This window comes from Pseudomonas sp. TE3895, from assembly GCF_056278855.1.
Genome location: NZ_JBWBQE010000001.1, coordinates 2,911,679 through 2,934,913, shown reverse-complemented (window position 1 = coordinate 2,934,913; position 23,235 = coordinate 2,911,679). Strand labels below are relative to the sequence as shown.

The following is a 23,235-nucleotide window of genomic DNA, read 5'->3' as shown; positions in this document are numbered from 1 at the left end:
CCCCCTTGATACACACCGGTACCCATGACCAGCCCAGCACTTAAAGACCCCGCCAAGACCCGCGTCATCGTCGGCATGTCCGGCGGCGTGGACTCTTCCGTCTCAGCCCTTCTGCTCATCGAGCAGGGCTACCAGGTGGAAGGGCTGTTCATGAAGAACTGGGAAGAGGACGACGGCACCGAATACTGCACCGCCCGTGAAGACCTGGCCGACGCCCAGGCCGTGTGCGACCGTATCGGCATCAAGCTGCACACCGCCAACTTCGCCGCCGAATACTGGGACAACGTGTTCGAGCACTTCCTTGAAGAATACAAGGCTGGCCGCACCCCCAACCCCGACATCCTCTGCAACCGCGAAATCAAGTTCAAGGCGTTCCTCGACTACGCCCTGTCGCTGGGTGCCGACCTGATCGCCACCGGCCACTATGTGCGCCGCCGCGATACTGGCGCGCTCACCGAACTGCTCAAGGGCCTGGACCCGAACAAGGACCAGAGCTACTTCCTGCACGCCGTCGGCGGCCAGGAAATCGCCCGCACGCTGTTCCCGGTCGGCGAACTGGAAAAGCCCGAAGTACGCGCCATCGCCGAAAAGCACGGCCTGGCCACCGCCAAGAAGAAAGATTCCACCGGCATCTGCTTCATTGGCGAGCGCCGCTTCAGCGACTTCCTCAAGCAGTACCTGCCGGCCCAGCCAGGCGACATTGAAACCACCGAAGGTGAAGTGATCGGCCGCCACCATGGCCTGATGTACCACACCATCGGCCAGCGCCAGGGCCTGGGCATTGGCGGCCTGAAGGATGCCAGTGACGAGCCGTGGTACGTGCTGCACAAGGACCTGGCCCGCAACGTGCTGGTGGTCGGCCAGGGCAACGAGCACCCTTGGCTGTTCTCCCGCGCCCTGCTGGCCTCGGAAATTTTCTGGGTCAACCCGGTCGACCTCGGCAGCCCACGGCAGTTGACTGCCAAGGTGCGCTACCGCCAGAGCGACCAGCGATGCACCCTGGAACGCACCGCCAGCGGCTACCGCGCCGTGTTCGACGAGCCTCAGCGCGCCGTGACGCCGGGCCAGTCGGTGGTGTTCTATGACGGCGAAGTGTGCCTGGGCGGCGGCGTGATCGAGGCTGCCGAGCCGTGGAGCCCGCGCGCATGAGCAACCTGCAGGAGCAGCTGATCGCGTTGGGTGGTGTGTTCCAGGCCGCCGTGCTTGTCGACCGCATCGCCCGCACCGGCCAGGCCAGTGAAGCCAATATCGGCTGCATGCTGGGCAGCCTGCTGGTGCGCGACCCCAAGGATACCCTGGAGGTGTTCGGCGGTGATGACCTGAACCTGCGCGACGGCTACCGAGCGCTGATCGGCGCCCTCGAGCGTGACCCCAACAGCCTGCAACGCGAGCCGCTGCGCTACGCCCTGTCGATGCTGGGCCTGGAGCGCCAGCTGAACAAGCGTGGCGACCTGCTGGACACCATCGGCAACCGCCTGCCGCAAATCCAGTCGCAGGCCGAGCATTTCGGCCTGGTTCACGAAAACGTCATCGCTTCCAGTGGAGCCTTGTATCAAGACACCCTGAGCACCTTGCGCCAGCGCATTCAGGTGCACGGCGACATGCGCTTCCTGCAGCAGCCCAACAACGCCTCGAAGATCCGCGCCTTGCTGCTGGCCGGCATCCGCGCCGCGCGACTGTGGCGGCAGCTGGGCGGGCACCGCTGGCAGCTGGTGTTTAGCCGGCGCAAGTTGCTGAACGAACTGTACGACATGATGCGCAGCCCCACCTGACGGGCTGGGCTGCCCTTTGTGGGAGCGGGCGTGCCCGCGAAGCAGGCGACGCGGTGTATGGCACCGGCTACGCCGGTGTTCGCGGGCACGCCTGCTCCCACAGGGGCTGCCACCAGATCCAAATTGGGCCGACCTTTGGTCAGCCACCCGACCCAGGCGCAATTTTCATGTATGATATGCGCCCTTCCAAAAGCCTGACTGTCCGAGAACACCCCATGCAGCTTTCTTCGCTCACTGCGGTTTCCCCTGTAGACGGCCGTTATGCCGGCAAAACCCAGGCCTTGCGCCCCATTTTCAGCGAATTCGGCCTGATCCGTTTCCGCGCCCTGGTCGAAGTGCGCTGGCTGCAGCGCCTGGCCGCCCACCCGCAAATCGGCGAAGTGCCGGCGTTCTCCGCCGAAGCCAACGCCCTGCTGGACAGCCTGGCCAACGATTTCAAGCTGGAGCACGCCGAGCGCGTCAAGGAAATCGAGCGCACCACCAACCACGACGTCAAGGCCATTGAATACCTCCTCAAGGAGCAGGCCGCCAAGCTGCCTGAGCTGGCCAAGGTCAGCGAGTTCATCCACTTCGCCTGCACCAGCGAGGACATCAACAACCTGTCCCACGCCCTGATGCTGCGCGCTGGCCGTGACGAAGTGCTGTTGCCGCTGATGCGCCAGGTCGCCGACGCCATCCGCGCCCTGGCCCACGCCCACGCCGAAGTGCCAATGCTGTCGCGTACCCATGGTCAGCCGGCTTCCCCGACCACCCTGGGTAAAGAACTGGCCAACGTCGTGTACCGCCTGGAGCGCCAGATCGCCCAGGTTGCCGCCGTGCCGCTGCTGGGCAAGATCAACGGCGCCGTGGGCAACTACAACGCCCACCTGTCGGCCTACTCGCAGATCGACTGGGAAGAGAACGCCCGCGCCTTCATCGAAGACGAACTGGGCCTGCAGTTCAACCCGTACACCACCCAGATCGAGCCGCACGACTACATCGCCGAGCTGTTCGACGCCATCGCCCGCTTCAACACCATCCTGATCGACTTCGACCGTGATGTGTGGGGCTACATTTCGCTGGGTTACTTCAAGCAGAAGACCGTCGCTGGCGAAATCGGCTCGTCGACCATGCCGCACAAGGTCAACCCGATCGACTTCGAAAACTCCGAAGGCAACCTGGGTATCGCCAACGCGCTGTTCCAGCACCTGGCCAGCAAGCTGCCGATCTCGCGCTGGCAGCGTGACCTGACCGACTCCACCGTGCTGCGCAACCTGGGCGTGGGCTTTGCCCACAGCGTCATCGCCTTCGAGGCCAGCCTGAAAGGCATCGGCAAGCTGGAAGTCAACGAAGCTCGCATCGCCGCCGACCTGGACGCCTGCTGGGAAGTGCTGGCCGAGCCGATCCAGACCGTGATGCGCCGCTTCAACATCGAAAACCCCTACGAGAAGCTCAAAGAGCTGACCCGTGGCAAGGGCATCACCCCAGAAGCGCTGCTGACCTTCATCGACGGCCTGGACATGCCAGCCGAAGCCAAGGCCGAGCTCAAGCAGCTGACCCCCGCTACCTACATCGGTAACGCGGCGGCCCAGGCCAAACGCATCTAAGCTGAGCGTCGCGTACAACGCCCGGCCTGGCCGGGCGTTTTTATTCCCGTACGAAAATTACGTTTTTTCAATAGGTTGAACATGAATCCTGATACTCCACTGCAGCTGCTCGGCGGCATCTCGGCCCGCGAATTCATGCGCGACTACTGGCAGAAGAAGCCGCTGCTGGTACGCCAGGCCTTCCCGGACTTCATCAGCCCGATCGACCCCGACGAGCTCGCCGGCCTGGCCCTGGAAGACGAAGTCGAGTCGCGTATCGTGCTGGAGCACGGCGCACATCCGTGGGAGCTGCGCCGCGGCCCGTTCAACGAAGACACCTTCGCCGAACTGCCGGAAAAAGACTGGACCCTGCTGGTACAGGCCGTTGACCAGTTCGTTCCGGAAGTGGCCGAACTGCTGGAAAACTTCCGTTTCCTGCCCAGCTGGCGTATCGATGACGTGATGATCAGCTTCGCCGCCCCGGGTGGCAGCGTCGGCCCGCACTTCGACAACTACGATGTGTTCCTGCTGCAAGGCCACGGCCAGCGCAACTGGAAGATCGGCCAGATGTGCAGCAGTGACAGCCCGCTGCTGGAGCACGCCGACTTGCGTATCCTGGCCGAGTTCGAGCAGAGCGGCGAGTGGACCCTGGAGCCCGGCGACATGCTCTACCTGCCACCGCGCCTGGCCCACTACGGCGTGGCCGTGGATGACTGCCTGACCTATTCGGTCGGCTTCCGCGCACCGAGCGCAGCCGAAGTGCTGACCCACTTCACCGACTTCCTCGGCCAGTTCCTGCCCGACGAAGAGCGCTACAGCGACGCCGACGCCCAGCCGGTCAGCGACCCGCACCAAATCCAGCACGATGCCCTCGACCGCCTCAAGGCGCTGCTCGACAAGCACATGGGCGACAAGGACCTGCTGCTGACCTGGTTCGGCCAGTTCATGACCGAGCCGCGCTACCCCGAGCAGATCGTTGGCGAAGAGCTGAGCGAGGAAGAGCTGATCAATGCCCTTGAGCAAGGCGCCATCCTGATCCGCAACCCCAGCGCACGCCTGGCCTGGTCCGAATTCGAAGACGACCTGCTGCTGTTCGCCAGTGGCCGTAGTTGCCCACTGCCCGGCAAACTGCGAGAGCTGCTGAAGCTGGTATGTGCGGCCGACGCCCTGCACATCGACAACCTGGCCGAGTGGCTGCAGGATGAGGATGGCCTGATGCTGGTACAGCAGCTGGTCAAACAAGGGAGCCTGGGATTCGCCAATGAATAAGATCAGCGTTCGCCTCGCCGATTGGCACAAAGACAACGCCGACATCCGCCGTATCCGTGAAGCCGTGTTCGTCGCCGAGCAGCACATTCCGCCAGAGCTGGAGTTCGATTCGGAAGACCAGGATGCCCTGCACTTCCTGGCCCTGGAAGGCGACTATCCGATCGGTACTGCGCGCCTGCTGGCCGACGGTACCATCGGGCGCATCTCGGTGCTCAAGGACTGGCGTGGCCTGAAGGTGGGCGATGCGTTGGTCAATGCGGTCATCGTCGAAGCGCAGAACCGCGACCTGAAACAGCAGATGCTCAGCGCCCAGGTGCACGCCACGCCGTTCTATGAGCGGCTGGGCTTTCGCGTAGTCAGCGAGGAATTCCTCGAAGCTGGCATCCCGCATGTCGACATGGTGCGCGACTCGCGCGCCTGATCCATCACCTGAGCCGGCCGCTTCGCGGGTAAACCCGCTCCTACAAGCACCACGCGTCCCTGTAGGAGCGGGTTTACCCGCGAAGAGGCCGGCTCAGGCGATATACATCCCCGCTGACAAAAAACCTGTACATCCATCCAGATAAAACTTGCCTCTGCGCCCCCGCTTGCGCATCCTATGGCCCACCACCCCGATGAAGCGTCCCGGCCATGCGCCTGTTCCTCTGTGAAAAACCCTCCCAGGCAAAAGACATTGCCAAAGTGCTCGGCGCCAACCGCAAAGGCGACGGCTGCTGGCAAGGCACCGACATCTGCGTCACCTGGTGCATTGGCCACCTGCTGGAAACCGCCCCGCCCGACAGCTACGACGAACGTTACAAGCGCTGGAACCTGGCCGACCTGCCGATCATTCCAGACAAGTGGAAGATGCTGGTAAAGCCCAAGACCGCCAGCCAGTTCAAGGCGGTCAAGCGCCTGCTCGGTGAAGCGCGGGAGCTGGTGATTGCCACCGACGCCGACCGCGAAGGCGAAATGATTGCCCGCGAGCTGGTCGAGCACTGCCGCTACCGAGGCCCGGTGCAGCGCCTGTGGCTGTCGGCACTGGACGACGCCTCCATCCGCAAGGCCCTGGCACGCCTGCTGCCAGGCCACGAGACGTTCAACCTGTACCACTCGGCGCTGGGCCGCTCGCGCGCCGACTGGCTGATCGGCATGAACATGAGCCGGCTGTTCACCTTGCTGGGCCGCCAATCCGGCTACCAGGGTGTGCTGCCGGTAGGCCGCGTGCAAACGCCCACCTTGCGCCTGGTGGTCGACCGCGACCGCAGCATCGCCAACTTCGTGCCGGTGCCGTTCTGGGCCATCGACGTACAGCTGGAACACGCCGGCCAACACTTCAATGCCCAATGGCGCGCCCCCGAAGACGCCTGCGATGACCAAGGCCGCTGCCTGAAGCAAGACCTGGCACAGCGGGCCGCCACCGACATCGGCCATGCCGGCACTGCCCGAGCGGTAAAGGTAGCGACCGAGCGTGTGCGCGAAGCAGCACCGCTGCCCTTCGACCTTGGCACCCTGCAGGAGCTGTGCTCGAAAAAGTTCGGCCTCGGCGCCCAGGAAACCCTCGACATTGCCCAGGCACTGTACGAAACACACAAGCTGATCACCTACCCGCGCAGCGATTGCGGCTATTTGCCACAAAGCCAGCACGCCGAGGCACCCGCCATCCTCGCCGCCCTGCAACGGGCCGATGCCAGCCTGGCACCGCTGCAGCCCTACCTGGAGCCGCAACGCCGCTCGCGGGCGTGGAACGACGCCAAAGTCAGCGCTCACCATGGCATCATCCCCACCGCCGCCGCTAGCGACCCCTCGCGCCTGCCGGCCAAGCACAAGGCCGTGTATACCCTGATCCGCGCCCGCTATCTGGCGCAGTTCCTGCCCAACCATGAGTACGACCGCACCCAGGCCGACTTCGACTGCGCCGGTCATGCGCTGCGTGCTGTGGGCAAGCAGATCGTCGAGCCGGGCTGGCGCCGCGCCTTGCCCGAGGCGCTGACCCCGGCCAAAGGCCGCGAGGCAGCACCAGCCCAGGTGCTGCCGGCGCTGCGCGAAGGCCAGGACTGCAACGTACACGGCCTGCAACTGAAAGACCTGTGGACCCAGCCGCCCAAGCCGTTTACCGAAGGCGACCTGATCAAAGCGATGAAAAACGTGGCCAAGCTGGTGGATGACCCTCGGCTGAAGCAAAAGCTCAAGGAAACCACCGGCATCGGCACCGAGGCCACCCGCGCCAGCATTATCCAGGGTCTGCTCGACCGCGGTTACCTGGTAAAGAACGGCAAGGCGCTGTCGGCCACACCTGCGGCCTTCAGCCTGATCGACGCCGTTCCCCGCGCGATTGCCGACCCCGGCACCACGGCGATCTGGGAGCAGGCGCTGGACATGGTGCAAAATGGCGAGATGACCCTGGAAGAGTTCGTTGCCCGGCAGTCGGCGTGGATGGGCAAGCTGGTCGAGCGTTGCAGCGGCATGCGCATGACCATCAGCGGGCCAGCGGCCGGGGCGGCCCCGCCCTGGAAGAAGAAACGTCGCGGTGGAGGTGGCAAAAGCAAAGCGGCCGGAAACAAGGCAACTCCGAGCAAGCCACGTCAGGCGCGGAAAAAGCGAGCCCCCCTGTAGGAGCGGGTTCACCCGCGAAGAGGCCAGCCCAGGCAACACATTAACCACAGGCAAACCACAAACCCCGACCAACACATTGGCAACGTGAAATTTAACTGCTAACTTTTCATGAAAATAAACATAATAATTTTCACGGAAAATCCTGCATGTTCAAACAATCCGCCCAGCACGTCGCCAGTTACTACGCCCAGACCTACCCCGCCAACATCCCATTACGCCCTACCCTGCAAGGCGCTCAAGACACCGACGTGCTGATCATCGGCGCCGGTTTCAGCGGCCTGCACACTGCCCTGCGCCTGACCCAGGCCGGCAAACGCGTAACGCTGCTGGAAGCCAGCCGGGTTGCCTGGGCGGCCTCCGGACGTAACGGTGGCCAGGCGCTGTTGGGCTGGTCGTGCGACATGCCGCCGCTGGAGCAGGCCCTTGGCATTGAACGCACCCAACGGCTATGGGCCAGCATGTGCTGGGCCGCCGACGAGATGCGCGAACTGCCCCAACGCCACGGCTTCGACATCGACTACCGGCAGGGCAGCCTGTGGACTGCGGTATTGCCGCGCCGGGTAAAAATGCTCGAAGAGGCCCTGCATGATGCCGAGCATAAATGGGGTTACGACGCCCTGCGCCTGATCGGCCGTGACGAGTTGCCGCAATGGATCGACAGCCCGCGCTACCAGGCCGCGCTGTACGACGCCAAAGGTGCCCACCTCAACCCGCTGAAACTGGCACAGGGCCTGGCCAGTACCATCGAGGCTGCCGGCGGGCAAATCTACGAACAGAGCCAGGTGCTCAGCTACCAGCAGGCTCGCGACGGCTATGTCGCCCGTACCGACCGTGGCGAAGTTCGCTGCCAGGTATTGGTGCTGGCCTGCAACGCCTACATCGACCGCCTTGACCGCAGCCTGTCGCGTCGCCTGTTGCCAGTCGGTTCCTACCAGGTCGCCACTGCGCCTCTGGATGCCGACTTGGCCCATTCGTTACTACCTCGCAACAGTTGCGTGATCGACAACCAGTTCGTACCCGACTACTTCCGCCTCACCCCAGACCACCGCCTGCTGTTCGGCGGTGGCTGCACTTACCTGGGCGGCATTCCCAAGGACGTCGCCAGCGCCACCCGCCCGTACCTGGAGCGGGTATTCCCGCAACTGGCCGGGGTGGCCATCGACTATGCATGGGGTGGCCACATCGATTGCAGCATCAAGCGCAACCCCGGACGTCGGCCGCGAGGGCCAGCGCTACTGGCTGCAGGGTTTCTCCGGCCATGGCGTATTGCCGACCCTGGCGGCGGCGCGTGCGGTCAGCGATGCCATTCTCGGCGATGAAGACCTGTTGGCGCTGTACCAAGGCATCGACAACGGCCGCTTTCCCGGTGGCGACCTGCTGGCTGCGCCATTGGAAGCGGCGGCAAAGGCCTGGTACCGCATGCGCGACCGCGTCTGAAGGGCATGACTCTTGCGTGTGCGGGCCTCTTCGCGGGTGAACCCGCGAAGAGGCCCGCACAGGCAACACAACATCCCGATACCCGCCAAAATTCCTCCTATTCTCAATAGCTCCCTTCGCTTCCTGCACCCAGGAGACACGACCATGAGCTATGTAACCACGAAGGACGGCGTACAGATTTTCTACAAGGACTGGGGCCCGCGCGATGCACCGGTGATCCACTTCCACCACGGCTGGCCGCTCAGTGCCGATGACTGGGACGCGCAGATGCTGTTCTTCCTCGCTGAAGGCTACCGCGTGGTCGCCCACGACCGGCGGGGCCATGGCCGCTCCAGCCAGGTATGGGACGGCCACGACATGGACCACTATGCCGACGACGTAGCCGCCGTGGTCGCCCACCTGGGCACCCAGAGCGCCGTGCATGTCGGCCACTCGACCGGCGGCGGCGAAGTGGTGCGCTACATGGCACGGCACCCTGAAGACAAGGTGGCCAAGGCCGTGCTGATCGCGGCCGTACCCCCTTTGATGGTGCAAACCCCCGGCAACCCCGGTGGCCTGCCCAAGTCGGTATTCGACGGTTTCCAGGCCCAGGTTGCCAGCAACCGGGCGCAGTTCTACCGGGATGTACCTGCAGGGCCGTTCTACGGCTACAACCGCCCAGGGGTCGAAGCCAGCGAAGGCATCATCGGCAACTGGTGGCGCCAAGGCATGATCGGCAGTGCAAAGGCCCATTACGATGGCATCGTGGCGTTTTCCCAGACCGATTTCACCGAGGACCTGAAGGGCATCCAGCAGCCGGTGCTGGTGATGCACGGCGACGATGACCAGATCGTGCCATACGAAAATTCCGGGGTACTGTCGGCCAGGCTGCTGCCCAATGGCACGCTGAAAACCTACAAAGGCTACCCGCATGGCATGCCCACCACCCATGCCGATGTGATCAATGCGGATTTGCTGGCGTTTATCCGTAGTTGATGTTTTCGCCAGTACCGGCCCTTTCGCGGGTAAACCCGCTCCTACGGGATTACGCGGGCTTGCCCGCGAAAGGGCCGGCACTGGCAACACACCTTCCCCAGGATTACCATGTGTCCCTTCTAGTGCAGCACTTTGCCGCCTCCTTGCCTCCCCGCCTGCCAAAAACCCATGCCCTTCGAACTCACCGTAGAACCCCTAACCCTACTCATCCTGGCGCTGGTCGCTTTCGTCGCCGGTTTCATCGATGCCATCGCCGGTGGCGGGGGCCTGCTCACCACCCCGGCCCTGCTCACCGCCGGCATGCCACCGCACCTGGTACTGGGCACCAACAAGCTCAGTTCCACCTTCGGCTCGGCCACTGCAGGTTTCACTTACTACAAACGCAAACTGTTCCATCCGGCGCAGTGGCGCCCGGCGTTGTTCGCCACCCTGACCGGGGCGTTGCTCGGCGCCGTCATCGCCCATTACATGCCAGCCGAATGGCTGAACAAGATGCTGCCAGTGATCGTCTTCGCCTGTGGCATCTACCTGTTGTTCGGCGGCACGCCCAAGGCGCCGCTGGATGCCGATGCACCGATCAAGAAAAAGTGGCAAGTGCCGCAAGGCTTCACCCTGGGCTTCTACGACGGCGTAGCTGGCCCGGGTACCGGTGCGTTCTGGACGGTCAGTACCCTGCTGCTGTACCCCATCGACCTGGTACGCGCCAGCGGCGTGGCGCGCAGCATGAACTTCGTCAGCAACATCGCGGCGCTGACGGTGTTCATCATTTCCGGGCAGGTGGACTACATCGTCGGCCTGTGCATGGGCCTGTCGGTCATGGTCGGCGCCTTTTTCGGCGCACGCACGGCGATCAGCGGCGGCAGCAAGTTCATCCGCCCAGTGTTCATCACCGTGGTGCTGGCGTTGACCGTGCGCTTAGCGTGGCAACACTGGTTCGGGCAGGCCTGAGGGGCTTTGGCAATGGAATGACCATTGCCTGCGCCCTGCGCCTAGTCGGAGCACATTGTTCACTGCAGCTAGGACGGGAAAGCAGGGATATCACAGCCCAGCCGCCGCGCAACATACAGATCGATCAGGTACCGGGCGATGGACCGCCCGGCCGGCAGCGGCGGCAGGTCGTGGACGCTGAACCACTTGGCGTCCTCGATCTCGTCCGGTTGCATGACAATCTCGCCACCGGCGTACTCAGCATGAAAACCGAGCATCATCGAATGCGGGAACGGCCAGCACTGGCTGCCTATGTACTGGATGTTCTTCACCTCCACCGCCACTTCTTCGCGCACTTCGCGCACCAGGCAGTCTTCGGCCGATTCACCCGGCTCGGCAAAACCTGCCAAGGTGCTGTACACCCCGGTAACGAAGCGTGGCGAACGCGCCAGCAGGATTTCATCACCGCGGGTCACCAGCACGATCATGCTGGGTGAAATGCGCGGATAGCTGCGCAGGTCGCAGGGCTGGCAATACATCGCCCGCTCCCAGCGAATTTGCGTCATCGCCTGGCCGCAACTGCCGCAGAAGCGATGCTCGCGGGCCCAGGTGCCGATTTGTGCCGCATAGCCCAGCACCTTGTAGGTGTCGAAGTCGCCTTCGAGCATGAACGCACGCAGGCCGCGCCAGCTGCAGCCAGGCACATCTGTGGCGCTGCGCAGTTCCAGCAGGAACACCGGCTGGCCGTCAAAGTGGCCGATGCCGTGCTCGCACAGCACGTCGAGGTCCTGGCGCTTGAGCCAGTCGCGGGGGAACAGCGCGCCGTTGGCGTCCACCAGAAACCCTTCAGGGCTGCGGGCCACGGCCAGCCCCCCGGTCATCTGTGGGTCGAGTACTGCAGTAGTCCAGCGTGCTGACATGTCGGGGGTTCCTTTACTGCGCGTCCCCCGGCCCGATCAGTCGGCGAACGTCGGTTTCTGTTTGCTCATGTGCGCGGCCACAGCCACGCGCAGGTCTTCGGACTGCAGCATTGCGGCGTTCCAGGTGGCAATGTAGTCCAGGCCATCGTCGATGCGATGGTCACGCATGTAGCTGAGCATTTCCTTGGTGCCGGCCACAGCGATCGGCGATTTTGCGGCAATCTCGTGGGCGATGGCAAAGACGCCGTCCATCAGTGCGGCCTGATCATCATAGACTCGGTTGACCAGGCCGATGCGCAGCGCCTCGTCGGCCTCGACATTGCGCCCGGTAAACGCCAGCTCACGCATGATGCCGTCGCCAATGATGCGTGGCAAACGTTGCAATGTGCCAACATCGGCAGCCATGCCCATGTCGATTTCCTTGATCGAGAACTGCGCGTCACTGCTGCAGTAGCGCATGTCGCACGCCGAGATGAGGTCGATGGCGCCGCCGATGCAGTAGCCCTGCAAGGCCGCCAGTACCGGTTTGCGGCACGTGTCTACAGCGGTGAACGAGGCCTGCAGCCGCTGGATGGTCTTGCGCAGGAAGCGTGCATTGCGGCCCACGTCCTTGCCCATCTGCCCGGCCAGCGAGGCCAGCATCATCAGGTCGATACCGGCGGAAAAATGCTTGCCAGCGCCACTGATCACCACCGCGCGCACGGCATCGGTGTCATCGATCCACTGGAAGATGTCGACGATTTCCTCCCAGAAGGCCGCATTCATTGCGTTGACCTTCTCTGGGCGATTGATCTGAACATGGGCGACGCTGTCGGTCAGTTCGACCTTTAATGCACTGTACTCGGTCACGGGCGGCACTCCTGCGGGCGAAAAGTTCATAGCCCGGATGTTAACTCATGCCGATGACCGTACTTGTGCCAAAAACGGGACTGTATGCCTTGCCTAAGGCGCAATGATCCGGCACCGTGCGCCATCGCTGAATCATAAGGATACATATTCATGTCGCGTTCCCTGACCGGCGCCCTCGCTCACGGTTTCCTGGGCCAGTCGCCGCTTTGGTACAAAGCGGTCATCTGCCTGTTCCTGGTGCTCAATCCGCTTCTGCTGGCAACCATTGGCCCGGCTGCAGCCGGGTGGGCGCTGGTAATCGAGTTCATCTTCACCCTGGGCATGGCGCTGAAGTGCTACCCGCTGATGCCCGGCGGATTGTTGCTGATCGAAGCCCTGCTGTTGCAGATGACCACGCCGCAGGCACTGTACGAAGAACTGCAGCACAACTTCCCGGTAATCCTGCTGCTGATGTTCATGGTCGCCGGTATCCATTTCATGAAGGAACTGCTGCTGTTCCTGTTCTCGCGCATTCTGCTGGGTGTGCGCTCGAAAGCCATGCTGTCGCTACTGTTCTGCGTACTGTCGGCATTCCTTTCGGCGTTTCTCGATGCGCTGACGGTGACGGCCGTGATCATCAGCGCCGCGGTCGGCTTTTATGCGGTCTACCATCGCGTGGCGTCCGGCGCCAACCCGCGTGAAGACAGCGCACTGGACAGCGACCAGCAAGTGACGCAGTTACACCGTGACGACCTGAACCAGTTCCGCGCGTTCCTGCGCAGCTTGCTGATGCACGGCGCAGTGGGTACCGCCCTGGGTGGCGTGTGCACGCTGGTGGGCGAGCCGCAGAACCTGCTGATCGGCCACGAGATGGGCTGGCACTTCGCTGACTTCTTCCTCAAGGTGGCGCCCGTGTCGATACCGGTGCTGGGTGCCGGCCTGCTGACCTGCGTGTTGCTGGAGAAGCTGCGCCTGTTCGGCTACGGCACGCTGATGCCTGAGACAGTGCGCCAGGTACTGGCTGCCTATGCCGCCGAGGACGATGCCGCACGTACCCAGGCCCAGCGCATCGCGCTGTGGGTACAAGGGCTTGCTGCCCTGATCCTGATCATCTGCCTGGGGCTGCATGTGGCCGAGGTCGGCCTGATCGGCCTGATGGTGATCGTACTGATCACGGCCTTCACCGGCATCACCGACGAGCACCGCCTGGGCCGTGCCTTCCAGGACGCCATGCCATTCACCTCGCTGTTGGTGGTGTTCTTTGCCGTGGTCGCGGTGATTCATCAGCAACAATTGTTCAGCCCATTGATCAGCTGGGTGCTGACGCTGCCGGCCGAACAGCAACCGGGCATGCTGTATCTGGCCAACGGTTTGCTGTCGGCGATCAGCGACAATGTGTTCGTTGCCACCATCTACATCACCGAAGTGAAGCAGGCATTTCTCAACGGCAGCATGAGCCGCGAGCATTTCGAAACACTGGCGGTGGCGATCAACACCGGCACCAACCTGCCAAGCGTGGCGACGCCGAACGGGCAGGCGGCGTTCCTGTTCCTGCTGACCTCGGCCATTGCGCCGCTGATCCGGCTGTCGTATGGGCGGATGGTGTGGATGGCGCTGCCCTATACCGTGGTGATGGGCGGGTTGGGATGGTGGGCGGTGACGTACTGGCTGTGAGGCAGGCCTGTGCGGACCTGTGCGGGCCCTTTCGCGGGTAAAACCGCTCCTGCACGGGTTTCGCCGCAGGCAATATCGTCTACAACTTTTTCCCCGCACAGGCGTCGAAACACAGGTACGCCCCATCCGCTCCAAGGAGGTCACCCATGGCGCTGCGCACTACACTGCTGCTTTCCTGCATGACCCTGGCCCTGCTCGGCTGCGCCGGCAACGATCACCCGGCACCGCCGCGCACCCAGCAGGTCGACTTGCAACGCTACCAGGGCACTTGGTATGAACTGGCGCGACTGCCGATGTTCTTCCAGCGTAACTGCGTGAAGTCCGAAGCGCGCTATGGCTTGCGCGAGGACGGCCGTATCGATGTAACCAACCGCTGCCAGGAAAAGGACGGCCAGTGGAATGAAGCCAAGGGCATCGCCGAGGCTCAGCAACCGGGCAGTACCGACAAGCTGTGGGTGCGCTTCGACAACTGGTTCAGCCGCCTGGCACCGGGCCTGACCAAGGGCGAGTACTGGGTGCTGTACCACGACAAGGACTACCGCGTGGCACTGGTCGGCCACCCCAACCGCGAGTACCTGTGGCTGCTTTCGCGCACGCCAGCGGTCACCGACCAGCAGCGCGAGCAACTGCTGACAATCGCCCGAGAGCAAGGGTATGACACCAGCAAGCTCATCTGGCGACAGGATAACTAGCGGGCCGTCGACGGCGGATGGCAATCCGGCTAAGGTGTGCGCCCCGTATCACCTTGGCCGCTTCTGGCCTGAAACAGGAGCCTGAGCATGGACCTGCTGTTCCTCGGCACCTCCGCCGGGGTGCCCACCAAGGCACGCAATGTCAGCGCCACTGCCGTGATCGAAGCCAGTGGCAGCCACTGGTATCTGGTCGATTGCGGCGAAGGCACCCAGCACCGCCTGCTGCACACCCCGCTTTCGATCCGCGACCTGCGCGCGATCTTCATCACCCACGTGCATGGAGACCATTGCTTCGGCCTGCCTGGCCTGCTGGCCAGCGCGGGCATGAGCGGGCGCACCCAGCCGCTGGAAGTGATCCTGCCCGCCGTACTGCACGATTGGGTACGCCAGGGCCTGGTTGCCAGCGACACCTTCCTGCCGTTCGAGCTACGCCTGTTGCCCGTGGAAGAGCTGATCGCATGGCGCAGCGAGACCCTGCAGGTGACCACCGTGCAACTGTCGCACCGGGTGCCCAGCGTGGGTTTCGTATTCACTGAAATCAACCCTGAGCCACGCCTGGACATCCAGCGCCTGGACGCCGAGGGCATACCGCGTGGTCCGCTGTGGGGCGAGCTGGCCAAGGGGTTGACCGTGACGTTCAATGGGCAACTCCTGAACGGCAACGACTACCTGCGCCCTTCGCGTCCGCCCCAGCGGGTGATCGTGTGCGGGGACAACGACAAACCAGCGCTGCTGGCAGCCGTCGCCAGGGGTGCGGATGTACTGGTGCACGAAGCCACCTTCACCCAGGCGGTGGTCGAACGCACCGGGGGCACGTTCGGCCATAGCACCGCCGCTGAGGTGGCACGCTTTGCCGAGGCCGCTGGCGTGCGCAACCTGGTACTGACGCATTTCAGCGCCCGCTACCAGAACGACCCGCGACGCAGCCCGCACATCGACAACGTGCGCGACGAGGCCCTCGCCCATTACAACGGGCAGTTGACCCTGGCGCGGGACCTGCAGCGCTATCACCTTGGCCGTAACGGCCTTCTTGAGACCAGTGCCTAGGCCGCCAGGCGCCCGCTGGCAATTGCCTCCGACGCTGCCAGCATCGCCCGCAACAACACCGCGCAGCCTGCCGCCAGGTCATCGGGCGTGGCGTTCTCGATCTCGTTATGGCTGATGCCGTTTTCGCACGGCACGAAAATCATCCCCGCCGGCCCCAGCTCGGCCAGGAAGATCGCGTCATGCCCCGCGCCACTGACGATGTCCATGTGCGGCAGGCCCAGCGCCTTGGCCGACTCGCGCACGGCGTCGACACAGCCTTTGTCGAAGTAAAGCGCCGGGAAGTCTGCCGTGGGCACCAACTCATGGCTCAGGCCATGCTTGGAACAGGTCGCCTCGATCACCCCGCGCACATCGGCAATCATCGCATTCAGCTGCTCGCCCTCCAGGTGGCGGAAGTCCAGGGTCATGCGCACTTCGCCCGGGATCACGTTACGCGAGCCCGGGTACGCCTGAAGGCAACCCACCGTGCCGCAGGCGTGGGGCTGGTGGGCAAGCGCCGTGCGGTTGACCGCCTCTACCACAGCGGCTGCCCCCACCAGGGCGTCCTTGCGCAGGTGCATCGGCGTAGGGCCGGCATGGGCTTCAACACCGCGCAGGGTCAGGTCGAACCACTTCTGGCCCAGGGCGCCGAGGACCACGCCGATGGTCTTGGCCTGGTCCTCAAGGATCGGACCCTGCTCGATATGCGCTTCGAAATACGCCCCCACCGGGTGCCCCGACACGGCACGCGGACCGGCGTAGCCAATGGTGTTCAACGCTTCGCCAACGCTGACACCCTGGGCATCGCGCTTGGCCAGGGTGTCTTCCAGGGTGAACTTGCCGGCGAACACCCCAGACCCCATCATGCATGGCGCAAAACGCGAACCTTCTTCGTTGGTCCACACCACCACTTCGAGCGGCGCTTCGGTTTCCACGCCCAGGTCGTTGAGGGTGCGGATCACCTCCAGCCCAGCCATCACCCCGAAGCAGCCATCGAACTTGCCGCCTGTGGGCTGGGTGTCGATATGGCTGCCGGTCATCACCGGCGGCAGCTTGGGGTTACGGCCCGGGCGGCGGGCGAATATGTTGCCGACGGCGTCGATGCTGACCGAGCAACCGGCCGCCTCGCTCCACTGCACGAACAGATCGCGGGCCTGGCGGTCGAGGTCGGTCAAGGCCAGGCGGCAGACACCGCCCTTGGCAGTGGCGCCGAGCCGGGCCAGGTCCATCAGCGACTGCCACAGGCGGGTGCTGTCGACGTGACGGGCGTTGGTCTTCAGGATCTCTTTGACGGGGGTCACGGGCTTCTCCTTCAGGCTTCTTATTGTTTGTACGGGCCTCTTCGAGGCCTCAAGGCAAGGGTTTGGCCAACCGCACCGGGTTGCGTGCCGCCAAACCGCCAAGCACGGCGTACAGTGCACCGCCCAGCAGCGAGCCGGTGAACCAGCCGTAGTCGTAGAACCAGCTGAAACTGCTGTTGCCAATCGCCATTACCGTCAGCCCTACTGGCAAGGCGAAGGCGGCAAAACCGGCCCAGTTCCACGCGGGATACACGTCGTCACGGTATAGCCCGGCCAGGTCCAGCTTCTGCCGACGGATCAGGAAGTAGTCCACCACCATGATGCCGGCAATGGGCCCCAACAAGCTGGAATAGCCCAGCAGCCAGTTGGAATACACGCTCTCCAGGCTAAGGTCGGAAACAATCAGGCCCAGCTTCTTCAGCAGTTCATGCCCCATCAGCGCCAGGCCGATAAAGCCGGTCAGCCATACCGCGCGGCTTCGGCCGATCAGGCGTGGGGCAATGTTCTGGAAGTCATTGGTGGGCGATACGATGTTCGCCGCGGTGTTGGTCGACAGCGTGGCGATCACGATCAGCGCCATGGCCAGGGCCACCCAGAAGGGGCTTTGAATCTTGCCGATCAGGCTGACCGGGTCGGACACCGTCTCGCCCACCAGCGACGCCGAAGCGGCGGTCAGCACCACACCCAGCGCAGCGAACAGGAACATGGTCAGCGGCAGGCCGAAGATCTGCCCGAGAATCTGATCCTTCTGGCTGCGGGCGTAGCGGCTGAAGTCGGGAATGTTCAGCGACAGTGTGGCCCAGAAACCGACCATGGCCGTAAGCCCGGCGCAGAAGTAACTGACCACGCTCGCCCCTTCCGGGCGCTTGGGCGGCTGTGCCAACAGCTCGGTCATCGACATGTGCGGCAAGGCCCAGAACAGCAGACCGACGCCCACCGCCACCAGCAGCGGTGCCGACAGCGTTTCCAGCCACTTGATCGACTCGGCGCCGCGCAGCACCACCCACAGGTTCAGGCACCAGAAGATCATGAAGCCAATCACCTCGCCTGTACCGCCCAGCGCCTTCCAGCCGTCGAACACCGAACCCAGGAACAGGTGAATGGCCAGCCCGCCGAACATGGTCTGAATACCGAACCAACCACAGGCCACCACCGCGCGGATCAGGCACGGTACGTTGGAGCCGAGAATGCCGAACGACGAACGCAGCAGCACCGGAAACGGGATGCCGTACTTGGTACCGGGAAAGGCATTGAGGGTAAGCGGTATCAGCACGATAACGTTGGCCAGCAGGATCGCCAGCAGCGCTTCGCCAACACTGAGGCCGAAGTAGGCGGTGAGGACACCGCCGAGGGTGTAGGTGGGTACGCAGATGGACATGCCCACCCACAGGGCGGTGATGTGCCATTTGTTCCAGGTGCGCTGGTGCACCTTGGTCGGTGCTATGTCGGGGTTGTAGCGCGGGCTGTCGAGGACATCGCTGCCCTCGGACAGCTCGAACAGGCCATCTTGCTCGACCACTTCCGATCTGCTCTGTTGCATAGGCCCTTCTCCAGTTTTTCTTCTATTTTTCGCTCATCAGGCTGATTCGATGACCGGAGTTCGCACGCGGAATTGTGCTTAGAAATCTCGACCAGATTTTCATCTTGTCAAGTTAGTCAAATACCCTGAAAACCCCGTCGCCCATTCGCGTTTTAATTTTTTCCTTTTGGTATCAACAACTTAAAAACCACAAATTTAATGGGAAAATTTTCTTGCTGAATCCAGAGTCAGCATCTAGCCTCGAATCTTGTCAGGACTGACAGGATTGACCGCCCTGCCCGCCCTGCATCCATGACAATGCAAAGAACCGGCCAAGACCGGTCAGCCTGCGAGGAAAACGGCATGTCCCTGTTGATCCGTGGCGCCACCGTGGTTACCCACGAAGAGAGTTACCCCGCCGATGTCCTGTGTGCCGATGGCCTGATCCGTGCCATCGGGCAAAACCTCGAACCGCCCACCGACTGCGAGATCCTCGACGGCAGCGGCCAGTACCTGATGCCCGGCGGCATCGACCCACACACCCACATGCAGTTGCCGTTCATGGGCACGGTGGCCAGCGAGGACTTCTTCAGCGGCACCGCTGCAGGCCTGGCTGGCGGCACCACCTCGATCATCGACTTCGTCATTCCCAACCCGCAGCAGTCGTTGCTGGAGGCCTTCCACACCTGGCGTGGCTGGGCGCAGAAAAGCGCCAGCGACTATGGCTTCCACGTCGCCATCACCTGGTGGAGCGAGCAGGTGGCCGAAGAGATGGGCGAGCTGGTGGCCAAGCACGGGGTGAACAGCTTCAAGCATTTCATGGCCTACAAAAATGCGATCATGGCCGCCGACGATACCCTGGTAGCCAGCTTCGAGCGTTGCCTGCAACTGGGCGCGGTGCCCACCGTGCATGCCGAAAACGGCGAGCTGGTGTACCACCTGCAGAAAAAACTGCTCGCCCAGGGCATGACCGGGCCGGAAGCCCACCCGCTGTCGCGCCCCTCGCAGGTTGAAGGCGAAGCGGCCAGCCGCGCCATCCGCATTGCCGAAACCCTCGGCACGCCGTTGTACCTGGTGCACATTTCCAGCCGCGAGGCACTGGATGAAATCGCCTATGCCCGAGGCAAGGGCCAGCCGGTGTATGGCGAGGTGCTGCCCGGCCACCTGCTGCTGGACGACAGTGTCTACCGTGACCCGGACTGGGCCACCGCCGCCGGTTATGTGATGAGCCCGCCGTTCCGCCCACGCGAGCACCAGGAGGCGCTGTGGCGCGGCTTGCAGTCGGGCAACCTGCACACCACCGCCACCGACCACTGCTGCTTCTGCGCCGAGCAGAAAGCCATGGGCCGCGACGACTTCAGCCGCATCCCCAACGGCACCGCCGGCATCGAAGACCGCATGGCAGTACTGTGGGATGCCGGGGTCAACAGCGGGCGTTTGTCGATGCACGAATTCGTCGCGCTGACCTCTACCAACACGGCGAAAATCTTCAACCTGTTCCCGCGCAAGGGCGCTATCCGCGTGGGTGCCGATGCCGACCTGGTGCTGTGGGACCCGCAGGGCACCCGCACCATCTCCGCCAAAACCCACCACCAGCAGGTGGACTTCAACATTTTCGAAGGCCGCACCGTGCGCGGCATCCCAAGCCACACCATCAGCCAGGGCAAGGTGCTCTGGGCCGATGGCGACCTGCGCGCCGAGCCGGGCGCGGGGCGCTACGTGGAACGGCCGGCGTACCCGGCGGTGTATGAGGTGCTGGGGCGCCGGGCCGAGCATCAGCGGCCGATGCCTGTTCAGCGCTGAAGTCATTGGGGCTGCTGTGCAGCCCATCGCGACGCAAGGCCGCTCCCACAAGGACCGCGATCGCCTGTGGGAGCGGCCCCAGAATCGACCGCAATACCTGTCGCCTGCACCAAAAAAAATAGAGAGGCTACAACCGTGACCAACGCCCTGAACCATTTGCCGCGCCCACGGGCCGGCGCCGACCAGTTGGCCGAGCGCTTCAGCGACCTGGCCCCACCCCTCACCGCGCGTCAGGCCGCCCTGGAAAGTGCACGCTGCCTGTACTGCTACGACGCCCCCTGCGTCAACGCTTGCCCCAGCGAAATTGACATCCCCTCGTTCATACACCGCATCAGTGACGAAAACCTGCAAGGCGCCGCCGAGCGCATTCTTTCGGCCAACATTCTGGGCGGTAGTTGCGCCCGCGTGTGCCCCACCGAAATCCTCTGCCAGCAAGCCTGCGTGCGCAACAATGCCCAGGAATGCGCGCCGGTGCTGATCGGCCAGTTGCAGCGTTACGCCCTGGACAACGCCCAGTTCAGCGCACACCCGTTCAAGCGCTCGGCAGCCACCGGCAAGCGAATCGCCGTGGTCGGCGCCGGCCCGGCAGGGCTGTCCTGCGCCCACCGCCTGGCCATGCACGGCCATGACGTGGTGGTGTTCGAGGCCTGCGACAAAGCCGGCGGCCTCAACGAGTACGGCATCGCCCGCTACAAGCTGGTAGACGACTATGCCCAGCGTGAAGTGGATTTCTTGTTGGGCATTGGCGGTATCGAAGTCCGCCATGGCCAGCGCCTGGGTGGCAACCTCAGCCTGGGCGAACTGCGCGATCAGTACGACGCGGTGTTCCTGGGCCTCGGCCTGAATGCCGTGCGCCAGCTGGGCCTGCCCGACGAGGAAGCACCCGGTGTGGTCGCCGCCACCGAATACATCCGTGAGCTACGCCAGGCCGATGACCTGAGCCAGCTACCGTTGGCCGACCGCTGCCTGGTGATCGGTGCTGGCAACACGGCCATCGACATGGCTGTGCAGATGAGCCGTCTGGGGGCCCGCGACGTCAACCTGGTGTACCGCCGTGGCCACGCCGACATGGGCGCTACCGGCCACGAGCAGGACATTGCCAAGGCCAACCAGGTACGCCTGCACACCTGGGCCCGCCCTGATGCCGTGCTGCTGGATGACGCCGGCAGGGTCCGCGGCATGCGCTTTGCCCGCACCGAGCTGGCGGAAGGCCGCCTGCGCGATACCGGCGAAACCTTCGAGCTGGCTGCGGACGCCATTTTCAAGGCCATTGGCCAACGCTTTGACGATGCCAGCCTCGGCGACCCGGTGGCTGCGCAACTGGCCCGCGAGGGTGAGCGCATCCGCGTGGACGAAAACCTGCAGACCAGCCTGCCGGGCGTGTACGCAGGCGGCGACTGCACCGCACTGGGGCAGGACCTTACCGTGCAGGCCGTGCAACACGGCAAGCTGGCCGCCGAAGCCATCCATGCCCAACTCATGCTCAACGTGGAGGCAGCGTAAATGGCCGACTTGTCTATCGTATTTGCCGGCATCAAGGCACCCAACCCCTTCTGGCTGGCCTCCGCACCGCCAACCGACAAGGCCTACAACGTGGTCCGCGCCTTCGAGGCCGGCTGGGGCGGCGTGGTCTGGAAAACCCTGGGCGAAGACCCTGCGGCGGTCAACGTGTCGTCGCGCTACTCGGCGCACTATGGCCCCAACCGTCAGGTACAGGGGATCAACAATATCGAGTTGATCACCGACCGCTCCCTGGAAATCAACCTGCGTGAAATCACCCAGGTGAAGAAGGACTGGCCCGACCGCGCACTGATCGTGTCGCTGATGGTGCCGTGCATAGAGGAATCGTGGAAGTTCATCCTGCCGCTGGTGGAAGCCACCGGGGCTGATGGCATCGAGCTGAACTTCGGTTGCCCGCACGGTATGCCGGAGCGCGGCATGGGGGCGGCCGTCGGCCAGGTGCCGGAATATGTGGAAATGGTCACCCGCTGGTGCAAGACGTACTGCGCGCTGCCGGTGATCGTGAAGCTTACGCCGAACATCACCGATATCCGCCAGTCGGCCCGCGCCGCGCACCGGGGCGGGGCCGATGCGGTGTCGTTGATCAACACCATCAACTCCATCACCAGCGTCGACCTGGACCGCATGGTGGCCCACCCGATTGTCGGAGACCAGAGCACCCATGGCGGTTACTGCGGTTCGGCAGTGAAGCCGATCGCCTTGAACATGGTGGCGGAAATCGCCCGTGACCCGGAAACGCGGGGCTTGCCGATTTGTGGCATTGGCGGCATCGGCAACTGGCGTGACGCCGCCGAGTTCATGGCCCTGGGCAGTGGCGCCGTGCAGGTGTGCACGGCGGCGATGCTGCATGGCTTCCGTATCGTCGAGGACATGCAGGACGGCCTGGCACGCTGGATGGACCAGCATGGGCACCCCACTATCGAAGCGTTCCGCGGGCAAGCGGTGGGGCATACCACCGACTGGAAATACCTGGACATCAACTATAAATCGGTAGCGCGCATTGACCAGGAGGCGTGCATTGGTTGCGGGCGCTGCCACATTGCGTGCGAGGACACCTCGCACCAGGCGATTGCCAGCACGCTGAAGGCTGACGGCACGCATACCTACAGTGTGATCGAAGAGGAATGCGTAGGCTGCAACCTATGCCAGATCACCTGCCCGGTGGAAAACTGCATCGAAATGGAGGCACAGGACACCGGCAAGCCGTACCTGAACTGGACGCAGGATCCGCGTAACCCCTACCGTGAGGCCAGTTGAAGCGGGTCACCGCCTGAACAGCTGACGCGGCCCCTGTGGGAGCGGCCTTGTGTCGCGATCGGGCCGCACAGCGGCCCCCGCAATCTTTGCCGCAATGCAGACATCGAGGGGCCGCTTCGCGGCCCGATCGCGACACAAGGCCGTTCCCACAACA

The 23,235-nt window shown here is 63.7% G+C and carries 18 protein-coding genes and 1 pseudogene; 15 read left to right on the top strand and 4 right to left on the bottom strand.

Annotation, left to right across the window (positions count from 1 at the left end; translation table 11 throughout):
* The first annotated feature begins 24 nt into the window (after positions 1–24).
* The 9 genes and pseudogenes from mnmA to ACZ889_RS13030 all read left to right on the top strand — a co-directional run bounded on the left by mnmA (position 25) and on the right by ACZ889_RS13030 (position 10,561).
* A complete protein-coding gene (gene mnmA, locus ACZ889_RS13070; protein ID WP_010954817.1) occupies positions 25–1,149 on the top strand; it encodes a tRNA 2-thiouridine(34) synthase MnmA in 1,125 nt (374 codons plus the stop codon).
* A complete protein-coding gene (gene hflD / locus ACZ889_RS13065) occupies positions 1,146–1,772 on the top strand; it encodes a high frequency lysogenization protein HflD (RefSeq protein ID WP_003251232.1) in 627 nt (208 codons plus the stop codon). Before mnmA ends, hflD begins: the two co-directional genes overlap by 4 nt.
* A 215-nt stretch (positions 1,773–1,987) precedes the next feature.
* Complete coding sequence (gene purB, locus ACZ889_RS13060) at positions 1,988–3,358, top strand: adenylosuccinate lyase (RefSeq protein ID WP_003251234.1); 1,371 nt, start codon at positions 1,988–1,990, stop codon at positions 3,356–3,358.
* Positions 3,359–3,439: 81 nt separating this feature from the next.
* Positions 3,440–4,606 (top strand): ribosomal protein uL16 3-hydroxylase, encoded by a 1,167-nt coding sequence (locus ACZ889_RS13055; RefSeq protein WP_014590368.1) that lies wholly within the window; start codon positions 3,440–3,442, stop codon positions 4,604–4,606.
* Positions 4,599–5,027: a GNAT family N-acetyltransferase gene (locus tag ACZ889_RS13050; protein WP_003251237.1), complete on the top strand. Its 429-nt coding sequence runs from the start codon at positions 4,599–4,601 to the stop codon at positions 5,025–5,027. Before ACZ889_RS13055 ends, ACZ889_RS13050 begins: the two co-directional genes overlap by 8 nt.
* A gap of 209 nt (positions 5,028–5,236) precedes the next feature.
* Positions 5,237–7,201, top strand: coding sequence for a DNA topoisomerase III (locus ACZ889_RS13045; protein ID WP_476257436.1), 1,965 nt, complete (start codon positions 5,237–5,239; stop codon positions 7,199–7,201).
* Between the two features lie 146 nt (positions 7,202–7,347).
* Positions 7,348–8,638: pseudogene (locus tag ACZ889_RS13040) on the top strand (NAD(P)/FAD-dependent oxidoreductase).
* A 144-nt stretch (positions 8,639–8,782) separates the two neighbouring features.
* The gene (locus ACZ889_RS13035; protein ID WP_476257435.1) at positions 8,783–9,613 is read left to right on the top strand and encodes an alpha/beta fold hydrolase; all 831 of its coding nucleotides are present in this window, start codon (positions 8,783–8,785) and stop codon (positions 9,611–9,613) included.
* A 168-nt stretch (positions 9,614–9,781) separates the two neighbouring features.
* The gene (locus tag ACZ889_RS13030; RefSeq protein WP_003251244.1) at positions 9,782–10,561 is read left to right on the top strand and encodes a TSUP family transporter; all 780 of its coding nucleotides are present in this window, start codon (positions 9,782–9,784) and stop codon (positions 10,559–10,561) included.
* A 68-nt stretch (positions 10,562–10,629) separates the two neighbouring features.
* On the opposite strand, the gene nudC is transcribed toward ACZ889_RS13030, so the two are convergent.
* Positions 10,630–11,460 carry an NAD(+) diphosphatase gene (gene nudC, locus ACZ889_RS13025; RefSeq protein ID WP_409262629.1) on the bottom strand — a complete coding sequence of 277 codons (831 nt, stop codon included), beginning with the start codon at positions 11,458–11,460 and terminating at the stop codon, positions 10,630–10,632.
* A gap of 36 nt (positions 11,461–11,496) precedes the next feature.
* Positions 11,497–12,309: a crotonase/enoyl-CoA hydratase family protein gene (locus ACZ889_RS13020; protein WP_476257434.1), complete on the bottom strand. Its 813-nt coding sequence runs from the start codon at positions 12,307–12,309 to the stop codon at positions 11,497–11,499.
* A 150-nt stretch (positions 12,310–12,459) separates the two neighbouring features.
* Here ACZ889_RS13020 and nhaB point away from each other — a divergent pair, with 150 nt between their 5' ends.
* The 3 genes from nhaB (at position 12,460) to ACZ889_RS13005 (ending at position 15,701) form a co-directional block, all read left to right on the top strand.
* The gene (nhaB, locus tag ACZ889_RS13015) at positions 12,460–13,962 is read left to right on the top strand and encodes a sodium/proton antiporter NhaB (protein ID WP_476257433.1); all 1,503 of its coding nucleotides are present in this window, start codon (positions 12,460–12,462) and stop codon (positions 13,960–13,962) included.
* A gap of 146 nt (positions 13,963–14,108) precedes the next feature.
* A complete protein-coding gene (locus ACZ889_RS13010) occupies positions 14,109–14,654 on the top strand; it encodes a lipocalin family protein (protein ID WP_003251256.1) in 546 nt (181 codons plus the stop codon).
* An 87-nt stretch (positions 14,655–14,741) separates the two neighbouring features.
* A complete protein-coding gene (locus ACZ889_RS13005) occupies positions 14,742–15,701 on the top strand; it encodes a ribonuclease Z (protein WP_476257432.1) in 960 nt (319 codons plus the stop codon).
* Here the strand turns inward: ACZ889_RS13005 and ACZ889_RS13000 are convergent.
* Both ACZ889_RS13000 and ACZ889_RS12995 read right to left on the bottom strand, forming a co-directional pair.
* Positions 15,698–16,981, bottom strand: coding sequence for a Zn-dependent hydrolase (locus ACZ889_RS13000; protein WP_180688516.1), 1,284 nt, complete (start codon positions 16,979–16,981; stop codon positions 15,698–15,700). The genes ACZ889_RS13005 and ACZ889_RS13000 overlap by 4 nt on opposite strands.
* 49 nt (positions 16,982–17,030) lie before the next feature.
* On the bottom strand, positions 17,031–18,521 hold the full coding sequence (locus ACZ889_RS12995) for an NCS1 family nucleobase:cation symporter-1 (protein ID WP_020190489.1): 1,491 nt from the start codon (positions 18,519–18,521) through the stop codon (positions 17,031–17,033).
* 342 nt (positions 18,522–18,863) lie between these two features.
* On the opposite strand from ACZ889_RS12995, the gene hydA reads away from it, so the two are divergent.
* The 3 genes from hydA to preA all read left to right on the top strand — a co-directional run bounded on the left by hydA (position 18,864) and on the right by preA (position 23,081).
* The gene (gene hydA, locus ACZ889_RS12990; RefSeq protein ID WP_014590358.1) at positions 18,864–20,303 is read left to right on the top strand and encodes a dihydropyrimidinase; all 1,440 of its coding nucleotides are present in this window, start codon (positions 18,864–18,866) and stop codon (positions 20,301–20,303) included.
* Between the two features lie 135 nt (positions 20,304–20,438).
* Positions 20,439–21,806: an NAD(P)-dependent oxidoreductase gene (locus ACZ889_RS12985; RefSeq protein WP_267828073.1), complete on the top strand. Its 1,368-nt coding sequence runs from the start codon at positions 20,439–20,441 to the stop codon at positions 21,804–21,806.
* Positions 21,807–23,081: an NAD-dependent dihydropyrimidine dehydrogenase subunit PreA gene (gene preA / locus ACZ889_RS12980; protein WP_476257431.1), complete on the top strand. Its 1,275-nt coding sequence runs from the start codon at positions 21,807–21,809 to the stop codon at positions 23,079–23,081.
* The last annotated feature ends 154 nt before the right edge of the window (positions 23,082–23,235 follow it).